This window comes from Streptomyces olindensis, assembly GCF_040645895.1.
Taxonomy (GTDB): Bacteria; Actinomycetota; Actinomycetes; order Streptomycetales; family Streptomycetaceae; genus Streptomyces; species Streptomyces olindensis.
This window is the reverse complement of the sequence record NZ_JBEYZD010000050.1, coordinates 1-12,045: the sequence shown is the minus strand read 5'-3', so window position 1 is coordinate 12,045 and position 12,045 is coordinate 1. Positions and strand designations below refer to the sequence as shown.

General features: G+C 73.1%; 11 protein-coding genes. 7 read left to right on the top strand and 4 right to left on the bottom strand.

Annotated features, from left to right (window positions below):
• Positions 1-6: 6 nt before the first annotated feature.
• A complete protein-coding gene (locus ABZ948_RS28075; RefSeq protein ID WP_359764021.1) occupies positions 7-744 on the bottom strand; it encodes an SDR family oxidoreductase in 738 nt (245 codons plus the stop codon).
• 109 nt (positions 745-853) lie between these two features.
• Here ABZ948_RS28075 and ABZ948_RS28070 point away from each other — a divergent pair, with 109 nt between their 5' ends.
• Complete coding sequence (locus ABZ948_RS28070; RefSeq protein ID WP_359764019.1) at positions 854-1,753, top strand: dihydrodipicolinate synthase family protein; 900 nt, start codon at positions 854-856, stop codon at positions 1,751-1,753.
• A gap of 229 nt (positions 1,754-1,982) precedes the next feature.
• Here ABZ948_RS28070 and ABZ948_RS28065 read toward each other — a convergent pair whose 3' ends face one another.
• Positions 1,983-2,672 (bottom strand): maltokinase N-terminal cap-like domain-containing protein, encoded by a 690-nt coding sequence (locus tag ABZ948_RS28065; RefSeq protein ID WP_359764017.1) that lies wholly within the window; start codon positions 2,670-2,672, stop codon positions 1,983-1,985.
• Positions 2,673-2,707: 35 nt separating this feature from the next.
• Positions 2,708-3,922: an aminotransferase class V-fold PLP-dependent enzyme gene (locus ABZ948_RS28060; RefSeq protein ID WP_359764015.1), complete on the bottom strand. Its 1,215-nt coding sequence runs from the start codon at positions 3,920-3,922 to the stop codon at positions 2,708-2,710.
• A 123-nt stretch (positions 3,923-4,045) separates the two neighbouring features.
• On the opposite strand from ABZ948_RS28060, the gene ABZ948_RS28055 reads away from it, so the two are divergent.
• Positions 4,046-4,939, top strand: coding sequence for a LysR family transcriptional regulator (locus ABZ948_RS28055; RefSeq protein ID WP_359764013.1), 894 nt, complete (start codon positions 4,046-4,048; stop codon positions 4,937-4,939).
• 66 nt (positions 4,940-5,005) lie between these two features.
• The gene (locus tag ABZ948_RS28050) at positions 5,006-5,518 is read left to right on the top strand and encodes an AAA family ATPase (protein ID WP_359764011.1); all 513 of its coding nucleotides are present in this window, start codon (positions 5,006-5,008) and stop codon (positions 5,516-5,518) included.
• A gap of 72 nt (positions 5,519-5,590) precedes the next feature.
• On the opposite strand, the gene ABZ948_RS28045 is transcribed toward ABZ948_RS28050, so the two are convergent.
• A complete protein-coding gene (locus ABZ948_RS28045) occupies positions 5,591-6,130 on the bottom strand; it encodes an AAA family ATPase (RefSeq protein ID WP_359764009.1) in 540 nt (179 codons plus the stop codon).
• Between the two features lie 280 nt (positions 6,131-6,410).
• Between ABZ948_RS28045 and ABZ948_RS28040 the strand changes: the two genes are divergently transcribed.
• The 4 genes from ABZ948_RS28040 to ABZ948_RS28025 all read left to right on the top strand — a co-directional run bounded on the left by ABZ948_RS28040 (position 6,411) and on the right by ABZ948_RS28025 (position 11,914).
• On the top strand, positions 6,411-7,643 hold the full coding sequence (locus ABZ948_RS28040) for a cytochrome P450 family protein (RefSeq protein ID WP_359764007.1): 1,233 nt from the start codon (positions 6,411-6,413) through the stop codon (positions 7,641-7,643).
• Positions 7,644-7,897: 254 nt separating this feature from the next.
• Positions 7,898-9,532 (top strand): ABC-F family ATP-binding cassette domain-containing protein, encoded by a 1,635-nt coding sequence (locus ABZ948_RS28035; RefSeq protein WP_359764005.1) that lies wholly within the window; start codon positions 7,898-7,900, stop codon positions 9,530-9,532.
• A gap of 79 nt (positions 9,533-9,611) precedes the next feature.
• Positions 9,612-11,240 carry an ABC-F family ATP-binding cassette domain-containing protein gene (locus ABZ948_RS28030; RefSeq protein WP_359764004.1) on the top strand — a complete coding sequence of 543 codons (1,629 nt, stop codon included), beginning with the start codon at positions 9,612-9,614 and terminating at the stop codon, positions 11,238-11,240.
• A 110-nt stretch (positions 11,241-11,350) separates the two neighbouring features.
• A complete protein-coding gene (locus tag ABZ948_RS28025) occupies positions 11,351-11,914 on the top strand; it encodes a CGNR zinc finger domain-containing protein (protein WP_359764002.1) in 564 nt (187 codons plus the stop codon).
• Positions 11,915-12,045 lie beyond the last annotated feature (131 nt).

Genomic DNA, 12,045 nt, shown 5'->3' with positions numbered 1-12,045 from the left:
GGTGGGTCAGTTCTGCTTCAGCCACTCCTCGTAGCGGGTGGCGGCGAGGTGCGCGATCCCGTCGCCGGTGAGCACGTCGGGCATGCCCGCGAACAGGCCGGCGGTCTCGTCGGTGACGACGGTGCGGCCGTCCGGCCTGACCGCCAGGGTGATCTCGCCGAGCCGGTCCAGCCCGTGGACCTCCGGGCCCGCGATGTCGCGGATGCCGTTCGACGGCTCGCCCTGCGCCGCCTCGGCGACGGCCGCGGCCACGTCGGCGGAGGCGATGGGCCGCAGCCGCGTGGACGGCAGCCGCACCTCGGTGCCCTCCGTGGACATGTTCATCACCGGCGCGATGAACTCGAAGAACTGGGTGGCGCGCACGATGCTGTACGGCACCCCGCTGCCGCGCGCGGCGTCCTCCTGGGCGACCTTCGCCTCGTAGTAGCCGTAGCCGGGCACCCGGTCGACGCCGACGATGGACAGCACGACGTGGTGGCGGACGCCCGCCCGCTGCTCCGCGGCGAACAGGTTGCGGGCCGAGCGGGTGAAGAACTCCAGGGCCGGCTCGGCGTCGAAGGACGGCGAGTTCGACACGTCCACGACCACCTCGGCGCCCCGGAGGGCCGCGTCCAGGCCCTCGCCGGTGAGTGTGTCGACGCCCGTGGAGGGGGCGGCGGCCTCGGCCGTGTGACCACGGTCGCGCAAGCGCGCGACCACCTGTGAGCCGATGAGCCCCGTACCGCCGACGACCACGATCTTCATCACTGTCTCCTGTCGCTGGTTGCTGTTTCACCGGAAAGACAGGACGGCGCCCGGATCTGTGACAGCCTGCCTGGGATCCGTACCGCAAGTCGTCCCCGGGAGTCCTCGCATGTTCCGCGGTCTCAGTGCCTTCCCCCTCACCCCCACGACCGAGGAGGGCATCGACGAGCGGGCGTTCAGCGCGCTCGTGGCCCGGCTCGCGGCCGCGGGCGTCGACTCCGTGGGGGCTCTCGGCTCGACGGGCGGGTACGCCTACCTCACCCGCGAGGAGCGCGCCCGCGTGACGGCGCTCGCGGTGGAGGCCGCCGACGGGGTGCCGGTCATGGTCGGCATCGGGGCGCTGCGGACCGCGCAGGTCCTGGCCCATGCCGAGGACGCGCAGAAGGCGGGCGCGTCCGCGGTGCTGCTCGCCCCGATGACGTACCAGCCGCTCACCGAGGACGAGGTGTTCGGCCTGTACGAGGACGTCACCCGGGAGCTGTCGGTGCCGCTGTGCGTGTACGACAACCCCCGCACCACGCACGTCGACTTCACCGACGAACTGCACGGCCGTATCGCCGGGTTGCCGAACGTCGCCGCCGTGAAGATCCCGCCGGTGCCCGGCGACCGGGCGGCTGCCCGGCAGCGCGTCGCGGCGTTGCGGGCGCTGCTCCCGGAGACCGTCGCCGTCGGCGTGAGCGGCGACTGGTCGGCGGCCGCCGGGCTGAACGCCGGCTGCGACACGTGGTACTCGGTCATCGGGGGCCTGTTCCCCCGCACGGCGCTCGCCCTCACGCGTGCCGCCCGGAGCGGTGACGCCGAGGGTGCCCTGGACCGCTCGACGCGGCTGGAGCCCCTGTGGGAGCTCTTCCGCGCGTACGGGGGCCTGCGGGTGGTGTCGGCGGCCGCCGCGCACCTGGGCCTCGCCGCCGAGCCGAACCTGCCGCTGCCCCTGCGCGGCCTGCCCGCCGACGCCCGGCGCCGGCTGGTGACGGTCCTGGAGGACCTGGAGCTGGACGCGACCGCGTGAGCAGCCGATGGGTCGTCGGGCGGTAATCAGCCCATGGGTCGCCCGGCATACCAGCCCATGGATCGTCCGGCGCGATCGGCGGACGGTCTCCCGCGGTGATGGCCGTACGGCCGGTGGCCGTGGTGTGGTCCGTGCGCCAGGCGCTGCCGGGGGGGCGTGCCGGCGGCCCTGGATGAGGCCGCCGGCGCAGGGCATCACTGTCGGCCGCCGCGCCCCGGAGGCGGAGAGGCTATGCGCGGGGCCCGGGCTGCAGGACGGCGAACAGCCCCCGGGCGCGCGTGCCGTCCGGCAACTGCCAGGGACCGGTGACATGGCCGATCGCTCCCTGCGGCGGGAGAGGCCGGTCGTCCGGCGCCGGCCGCAGGACCCGCTGCAGGCGGAGGGTCGGACCGTGGGACGTGGTCAGTTCGGTGCCTTCCCGGTCGTCGGTGACGGACAGGGCCGAGTCCGCGTCGGAGAAGACGGGGCCGTCACCGGTGAAGGAGACGTTGACCTCCCGGTCGGGGGCATCGCTGGTGTTCTGGTCCTGGGCCTGCGTCCGCCCCTCGATCAGCGCCGCCAACTGGGCCGCCAGCACGGGGTCGTGGCAGCCGTCGTAGGCCCAGCGCCGCCCCAGCACGCCGTGCTCCATGGTGCCGACGAGGGCGTGTTCCGCGCCGTCGAGCGGGGCACCGCGGTAGGTGAGCGGCACCAGATAGGCGGCCGGGTGGGGGCCGGAGCAGTTCGTGGACGCGGAGGTGTCGGTGACCACCATGAACTCGATCCCGACCTCGCCCTGCGGATCGTCGAGCCGGAAACCTCCGGCCTTGGCCAGCACCGGTTCGGCCGCGCCACCGCGGTACCAGGGGCGGGAGGGCAGCCAGGGGGCGAGCAGTTCCAGCTTGGTCGGCTTGAGGGTGGTGTGGTGGATGACGGCCATGCCGAGAAGTCCCTTCCGAGGGGGCGTGCGGGCAGCTACACCCTTTCAGGCGCGCCGTTTTGGGGGCGCGACCGGTGGGCGGCTGCGAGGTCGGCGAGGACCTCGACGGCGCGGTCGATCTCGGCCTCGGTGTTGTAGTAGTGCGGCGAGAGCCGCAGCAGCGGGTGGACGCCCCGGGCCTCGGTGTCGAACTGCGTCTGCGCGGGGTCGGTGGTGCTGACGTTGATGCCGTGCGCGGCGAGGGCGGCCGCGGTGTCGGCCGTCGCCATGGTGTCGATCTTGCAGGTCACGATGGCGCACCGCTGAAGGCCGAGGTCGTAGGTGGTGATGCCGGGCACGGCGTCCAACTGCTCGCGCAGGCGGGCGCCGAGGGCGAGGGTGCGTCGGCCGATCTCGTCCATGCCGAGGTCCAGGGCCTGCCGGACGGCGGTGCTCAGGCCCAGGACGCCGGCGTAGCCGGCCTCCCACGTCCCGAAGCGCCGCGCGCCGTCGTTCCAGGTGAATCCGCGCCTGCCGTCCCAGGTGGCCGCGGCGATCTCGATCACGTGCGGCTCCAGGAAGGCGAGTGCCTCGGTGCGCACCCAGAGGAAGCCGGTGCCACGCGGGCCGCGAAGGAACTTGCGGCCGGTGGCGGTGAGCATGTCGCAGCCGATCTCGGCGACGTCCACGGGGAACTGGCCGACGGACTGGGTGGCGTCGAGGAGGAAGGGGACGCCGGCTGCGCGGGTGACGCGTCCGACCTCGGCTGCCGGGTTGACCAGGCCGCCGCTGGTGGGGACATGGGTGAGGCCCACCAGCCTGGCGCGGTCGTCGATCAGGTTCGCGAGGGCGGTGGTGTCGAGCCGGCCGGACTCGTCGTCCGGGACGACGACGATCTCGGCTCCGGTCCGCCGGGCGGTCTGCAGGTAGGCGAGGACGCCGCTGCCGTACTCGGCCCGGCCGGTGAGGATGCGGTCGCCCGGCTTGAACGTCATGGCGTAGAACGCGGCGTTCCAGGCGTGGGTGGAGTTGTCGAACAGCGCGATCTCGTCCGCCGTGCCGCCCACCAGCCGCGCGAGGTGCCCGTAGGTGGCGTCGATGCGGTCCCGTTCCTGGTCCGCGGCCTCGTAACCGCCGATCGTGGCCTCCAGCTCCAGGTGGGAGGTGACGGCCTGGAGCGTCTGCCGCGACAGCAGGCCCGCGCCCGCGTTGTTGAGGTGGATCCGGTGCGCGGTGCCCGGGGTGTCCCGGCGGAGCGCTTCGATGTCCATGTCCTGCTTGCCTCCCTCGTGCGGCGTTGCTTGCGTTCACGCTTTCAAAGCAGGTCCCTTCAGTAAAGTGAATGTTTCTGGAGAAGACAGGTCACGGAATCTGATGGATTGCGGAGGTGGGGCGTGTACAACCTGCGCCGTCTGGTGGTGCTGCGGGAGCTGAAGCACCGGGGGACGCTGGCCGCCGTCGCCTCGGCCATGTCCTACAGTCCCTCGGCCGTCTCCCAGCAGCTGACGCTGCTGGAGGCCGAAGTCGGCGCCCCGCTGCTGGAGCGGGAAGGCCGGGGGGTCCGGCTGACGCCGCAGGCGGAGATCCTCGTCGCGCGTACGGAGAAGGCGCTGCGGGAGCTGGAGCGCGCCGAGGCGGAGATCGCGGAGTCGCTGCGGGAGACCTCCGGGGTGATCAGGGTCGCGGCCTTCCAGACGGCGATGCTCGCGCTGATGCCCGTCGCGTTGACCTGGCTGCGGGAGAACCACCCCCGGATCAGGGTGGAGGCCACGCAGGCGGAGCCCGACACCTCGCTGCCCGGTCTGCTCACCCGGGACTTCGACCTGGTGATCGACGAGACCTTTCCCGGGCATGCGCGGCCGGCCCTCCACGCGGAGTTCGAGCACCATCTGCTGGGCGAGGACGCCATGCGGCTGGCGGCGCCCGCCCCGGTGGGGTCGCTCGCCGAACTGGCCGAGCACCCTTGGGTGATGGAACCCGCCGGCACACCGGCCCGGGCATGGGCGAGGGGCGTCTGCCATGCCGCGGGGTTCGAGCCGGACGTCGTCCACGTGTCCGCGGACATGCTGGTACACGCACGGCTGGTCGAGGAGGGCCACGCGGTGGCGTTCCTGCCCGACATGCTGTGGTTCGACCGCACGCCCGGTCTCTTCCTCGACGGCTCCGCGGGCGATGTCCGCACGGTGCTCGCGACCGTGCGCGCCGGGGCCGGGGAGCATCCGCTGATCCGGGCCTTCCTCACGGCGATCCGCCACGCGATGGACGCGCGGGCCACGCGCACCGGGTGACGGGGAGCAGCGGGTGACGGCGCTCAGCGGCCGGGTGCTCCCGCCGTGTCACCGGACGTCGGTAGCGTGACCGCCGTGAGGGTGGGAACCGAGGAAACCCGGCTGGTCGTGCTGCGCGGCAACAGCGCCTCGGGGAAGTCGTCCGTCGCGGCCGGTCTCCGCGAGAAGTTCGGCCGCGGACTGGCCCTCGTCGGCCAGGACAACCTCCGCCGCGTCGTGCTACGCGAGCGGGACCGGCCCGGCGCCGCGAACATCGGCCTGATCGATCTGACCGCCCGCTACGCCCTGGACGCCGGGTACCACGTCGTGGTCGAGGGCCTCCTCTACGCCGACCACTACGGCGACATGCTCGCGCGGCTGCGCGCCGACCACCGCGGTCCGACCCACGGCTACTACCTGGACGTGCCGTTCGACGAAACCCTCGCCCGGCATGCCACCAAGCCCATCGCCGACGAGGTCACCGAGGCGCAACTGCGCGACTGGTACCGCCCACGCGACCTGCTGCCCGACGGCCACGAGACCGTCGCCCGCATCATGTCCGACACGGGCCTGGCCCAGCTGCCCCCACTGGACCGCTGACCGGGGACGGCTCGGCGATTCCGCGAGGGGCGTGTGTTCCCGGGTCGGGCAGCGAGCGTGTCCGGCGGGCGATCAGGCACCGGCTCGGACGTGGGACAGCACGTGGTCGGCCAGCTCCCGCGGAGTCAACTCGCCGTCCAGGAACGTCGTGTCGGCGGGCAGCGCGTCGGCCGCGGCCACACACGGTTCGATCCTGTCCTTGCACCAGCGCCGGACCCGTTCGTCCCGCGCGGGATCGTCCGGTGTGAAGCTCCGCCCGTCGATCCGTTCTTCCAGGACCTGCCGGGAGACCTTGAGGAAGAAGTGGTGAACCTCGATGCCCGCGCCCTTCAACGCGCCGAAGATCTCACCGGCGTAACCGGGGTCGACCAAGGTCATCGGGACCAGCACCGGGCGGTCGTACTCCTCGACCAGCCCCACCGCCAGGTCGGCGACCTGCCTGCGCCACAGCCGGAGGTCCTGGAAGTCGCCGGTCGGCACCTCCACGATCTGCCGCAGCACATAGCCCACCAGCTCCGGGTCGTAGACCAGCGCCTCGGGCCAACGGGTACGCAACTCCTCCACGAGCGTGGTCTTCCCGCTGCCGAACGCGCCGTTCACCCAGACGATCAACGCTTCCCTCCCTGCCCGGTCGCCGAGCAACCGGTCGCGGCCCAACCCTTTCGCACTCCCGCGCTCCTGACGGGTGGTTAGCGTAACCACATGCCGTCACTGAGCCTGCGTCATGCGGTATGCCCCCGGCCCCCCGGGGAGCCCCCGTCCGCCTGACCGAGGCCGTGTCGGACGAATGAACCTCCACGGGCCCCGGCTCGTTCACCCGACGACGACCCCACCGTGCCGTCCGGGTCTGCCCCGCACGGCAGTCAGCCCCCAGGACCGGGAGAGACGCATCATGAGCCTGCACGAGTCGTGCCCCTACCGGGACGGCAGGGTGGTCATCGATGCCGCCTTCAAGGCGGACGCCCCCGCGCGTTACGCCCGGCTGCGGGAGCTGGGCCCCCTCCACCCGGCCGAGTTCCACCTGGGCCTGAGGGGCTGGGTGGTCGTCGGCTACGACCTGGCGCGGGAGGCGCTGACCCACCCCGCCTTACTCAAGGACGCCACGCCCGCCGCCGAGGCCCTGGCCGCCGCCGGCTACGTCCTCCACCAGCCCAAGGTCGGCCTCGGAGCGCAGATGATGGAGGCCGACCCGCCCGAGCACACCCGGCTGCGCCGACTGGCGTCGGCCGCCTTCACCCCCCGGCGCACCGCCGAACTGGCACCGCGCATCGAGCAGATCGCCCACGACCTGATCGACGCGCTGCCACCGTCGGGCGAGGTCGACCTCGTCGAGGCCTTCAACGCCCCGCTGCCCGCCACGGTCATCGCCGAACTCCTCGGCATCCCGCGGGAGCACCACCTCGACTTCCGACGCTGGTCGGGACTGGCGCTCCGGGTGGCCTCACCCGAGCACCGTCCGGCGCTGGCCGGCCTGCACGGACTGCTGGCCGACCTGATCGCCGCCAAGCGCCGCCACCCCGAGGACGACCTGCTGTCCGCCCTGGTCGCCGTACGCGACGAGGAGGACGGCCGGCTCTCCGAGGAGGAACTCGTGGGGACGGCCATGATGCTGGTCGTCGCCGGCCACGAAAGCACGGTGAACCTGCTGGGCAACGCCCTGCTGGCCCTGCTGCGGCACCCGGACCAGCTGGAGCTGCTGCGTGAGCGGCCCGGGCTGATGCCGGGCGCGGTGGAGGAGTTCCTGCGCCACGACACCTCGGTCGAACGCTCCACCAGCCGCTACGCGTCGCAGGACCTGGAGTTGGGCGGGGTGCCGATCCCCCGAGGGAGCATGATCGTCGTCGCTCTCGGCTCGGCCGGGCACGACGCCCCGCAGGCCGAGGGGGACGACCCCGCCGGTCTTGACGTGACGCGGCCGGGCGCCCGCCATCTCGCCTTCGGGCACGGCATCCACTACTGCCTGGGAGCGCCTCTCGCCCGGCTGGAGACGGACATCGCCCTGCGCACCCTGCTGTCCCGTGTCCCGGAACTCGCACTCGCCGCCCCGGTCGACTCGCTCGACTGGATCGGTTCCGGGATCATCCGCGGCGTGCTGTCCCTCCCGGTGCGCTACCGCGTCGGCTGACGGCCCGGGTACGAATGTCCTGAACCCTTCGGCCATGCGCCGAGGCCCGTTGTTAGGCTGTTGGCGGAATTGACCATGCACCGAGGAGTCACAGACGTGGTGGGTGAAGACGACATCTCCGGGTGAGATCCGGATCTGACGGCCACCGGACGCGCTGAGGAGCGCCGCCGACGTGGCCGGTTCGTCGTACCCCTTTTTCACCCGTCTGCCGGGGCAGAGCTCTGTCTGCCCTCAGTTCCTTCGAGGTCGCCTCCATGTCCGATGCCGCCATCGTCTGCTCGAACCTCTCCTTCGTCTGGCCGGACGACACCCCGGTCTTCGACGACCTGTCCTTCACCGTCACCGCCGGCCGTACCGGCCTGGTCGCCCCCAACGGCTCCGGCAAGAGCACACTGCTCGGGCTGATCGCCGGTGAACTCAAGCCCGTCGGCGGCTCGTTGGCCGTCAACGGCACCCTGGGCCACCTCCCGCAGAGCCTGCCGTTCACCGGCGAGCTCACCGTCGCCGAGGTGCTCGGCGTCGCCGAGGTGATCCGCGCGCTGGACGCCGTAGAGTCCGGGGACGTCGGCGAGGAGCACTTCACCGTCATCGGCGACGACTGGGACATCGAGGAGCGCACCCGCGCCCAGCTCGACCGTCTCGGTCTCACCGGCCTCGCTCTGGACCGCCGTCTGGACACCCTCAGCGGCGGCCAGGTCATCTCCCTCGGACTCGCCGCCCAACTGCTCAGGCGTCCCGACGTGTTGCTGCTCGACGAGCCCACCAACAACCTCGACCTGGAGGCCCGGCACCGGCTCTACGACGTGCTGTCGGACTTCAACGGCTGTCTGCTCCTGGTCAGCCACGACCGCGCGCTGCTCGACCGCATGGACCGCATCGCCGAACTCGGGCGTGGTGAACTGCGCTTCCACGGCGGGAACTTCACCGCGTACGAGGAGGCCGTGCGCGCCGAGCAGGAGGTCGCCGAGAAGAACGTCCGCAACGCCGAGCAGGAGCTGAAGCGGGAGAAGCGGGAGATGCAGCAGGCCCGCGAGCGTGCCGAACGCCGCGCGAGCAACGCCGCCCGCAACCTCAAGAACGCGGGCCTGCCCCGGATCTTCGCGGGCACCATGAAGCGGGGCGCGCAGGAGTCCGCGGGCCGCGCCGGGCAGGTGCACGCGGGCCGGGTCGGTGAGGCCAAGGCCCGGCTCGACGAGGCCGGACGCGCGCTGCGCGAGGAGCAGCGGCTCACCCTGGACCTGCCCGACACCCGGGTGCCCGCCGGCCGCACCCTCTTCGTCGGCCGGGGCATGCAGGTCCGCCTCGGCGACAGGCCGGTGTTCGCGGAGGACGGCGTGGACCTGACCGTCCGGGGCCCGGAGCGCATCGCCCTGACCGGGCCCAACGGTGCCGGCAAGACCACCCTCATGCGGCTGCTCACCGGCGAACTCGCCCCGGACAGCGGGGAGATCAGGCGCCATGACGGCCGTATCGCCTACCTTTCACAGCGCCTGGACCTGCTGGACCTGGACCGGACCGTGGCGGAGAACTTCGCCGCGTACGCCCCGGAGCGGTCCGAGGCGGAGCGGATGAATCTGCTCGCCCGCTTCCTCTTCCGGGGTGCCCGCGCACACCTCCCGGCCGGGGTGCTGTCCGGTGGCGAGCGGCTGCGCGCCACCCTGGCCTGTGTGCTGTGCGCCGAACCGGCTCCCCACCTGCTCCTGCTCGACGAGCCCACCAACAACCTCGACCTGGTCGGCGTGAGCCAGCTGGAGAGCGCCCTCGACTCCTACGAGGGCGCCTTCATGGTGGTCAGCCATGACGAGCGGTTCCTCGCCGAGATCGGGATCAACCGCCGGCTGCGGCTGGCCGACGGGACGCTCCAGGAGACGGGGGCCCCGGCGGTGTGAGCCGCCGACGTGCCACGTGGCCCGCGTCCGAGGCCGTACGCCCGGCGGGCCGACCCCCGACCTCGGAGGACGGACACCCATGCCCCGGCCCGCTCTGCTCGCCCACGACCTCGTCCGCCACCTGGGCGGCCGACGCGTCCTCGACGGCGTCTGCCTGACCGCCTCCCCCGGCCACCGCATCGGCCTGATCGGGGAGAACGGCGCCGGCAAGTCCACCCTGCTGCGGGTGCTCGCCGGTGTGGACGCACCCGACGCGGGAAGCGTCACCCGCCCCGACGGCCTCGGCTTCCTCCACCAGGAGCTGCCGTACGACGCCGGGTCGACCATCGCCGCCGTGCTGGACGAGGCGCTGCGTGAGGCCCGCGAGGACCTCACCGAGCTGGACCGGCTCGGCGGGGAACTCGCCCGGTTCCCGGAGGACGATCCCCGCCACCGGGAACTCCTCGACGCCTACGGCAGGCGGCTGGAGCAGGCCCAGGACCGGGAATCCTGGGACGCCGACCGCCGCGCGGCCCTGGCCCTGGACGGCCTGGGCCTCGGCGCGCTCGGACACGACCGCACCCTCGGTTCGCTCTCCGGCGGGCAGCGCGGCCGCCTGGCCCTGGCCGCGCTGCTCGTCCGCCGGCCCCCGGCCCTGCTGCTGGACGAGCCGACCAACCACCTAGACGACGAGGCCGCCGCCTTCCTGGAGGAGCAGCTCCGCGGCCTGCCCGGGGCCGTGGTGCTCGCCAGCCACGACCGGGCCTTCCTCGACGCCGTCTGCACCGATGTGATCGACCTGGACCCGGCGGTGGACGGTCCGGTCCGCTACGGCGGCGACTACAGCGCCTACCTGTCCGAAAAGCGCGCCGAGCGGGAGCGCTGGGAGCGGCGGTACGCCGAGGAGCAGCAGGAGCTGGAGCACCTGCGCCGCTCGGCGGGGGTGACCGCGCGCCGGGTCGCCCCGGACCGCGGGCCGCGCGACAACGAGAAGATGGGCTACGGCCACCGAGGGGGCCGGGTGCAGAGCCAGATCTCCCGCCGCGTCCGCAACGCCACCCGGCGCCTGGCGGAACTGGAGCGCACTCAGGTTCCCGAGCCGCCACGCCTGCTGCGCTTCGCGGCCGGGGATCTGGCGGCGCGGGCGGAGGAGGCACCGCAGCCGCTGGTGGCCCTGCGGGACGTACGGGTGCCCGGCCGGCTCGCGCTGGACGCCCTGGAGGTCGCGGCGACCGACCGGCTGCTGGTCACGGGCGGCAACGGGGCGGGCAAGTCCACCCTGCTCGCCGTGCTCGCCGGGCGCCTCCCCGCCGAGGGCGAGGTGCGCCGGCGCCGTCGGCTGACGGTGGGGCTGCTCACCCAGGACACCGAGTTCGAACGGCCCGACCGTACGGTCGGCGACACCTACGAGCTGTCGCTCGGCCCGGAGCGGGCGGAGAAGGTGCCGCTCGGCTCACTGGGCCTGATGCACGAGGCGGACCTGGGCAAACCGGTCGGGCACCTGTCCGTGGGGCAGCGCCGGCGGCTGGCCCTGGCACTCCTGGTGGCCCGCCCGCCGCACCTGCTGCTGCTCGACGAGCCCACGAACCACCTCTCGCCGCGCCTGTGCGACGAACTGGAGGCGGCACTGGGCACCGGCCCGGGCGCGATCGTGGTCGCGAGCCACGACCGCTGGCTGCGGCGGCGGTGGCAGGGCCGCGAACTGCGTCTGGAGCACCGCTGGGGGTGACCGCAGCCGCACGCGCCGGCGGTCCGGCACGCGAGCGACGGCAGACGGGGGTGCGGGCGCGGCCGTGACGCTCCTTGCGGCACACCGCGGTCACTGGTCAGGATGGTGATGTGCATCGTGACCATGTCTTCGTGTGCGGACACCCGGCCCTCGACTTCGCGGCCACGCTCGGTGCCCGTCGCTCGACGCGGTCCGAGCTGTTCGTGACGCCGGAGCGGCTGAACGCCTGGTACCTGGAGTCCGGACTCGTGGACGCGATCACCCCCGGCGGGGAGGACGACGTCCGGGAGGCGATCACCGTGCGCGAGGCCGTCTACCGGCTGGTCACGAACCGCCGCCTCGGTGAGGAGTACGACCGGGAGGCGCTCGCCGTGGTCAACGCCGCCGCTCGCAGGACACCGGTGACCCCGCAGCTCACCAGGACGGGCCGGCACACCGACGCGACTCCGGAGCAGGCCCTGGCCACCGTCGCCCGGCAGGCGGTGGAGCTGCTCGGCGGGCCGGACGTCCCGCTGATGAAGGAGTGCGGCAACCCCGAGTGCACGCGGGTCTACCTCGACCGGTCGCGGGGCATGCGGCGGCAGTGGTGCGGCATGGAGTCCTGCGGCAACAGGTTCAAGGCGGCCGCCTACCGCGCACGCAAGAGGTCGGCGCCCGCCGCGGCGAAGCGCTGAGCGGGCAGGGCGTCATCGGGCGAGGGCGGTGCCGGCCCCGGCCCGAACCCAGCGTCACCCGGACCGACGAAGCGGGCCTGGCCGAGGAGCTGCGCCGGGCCGCCCGCCAGGGCTTCGACCTGGCCATCGAA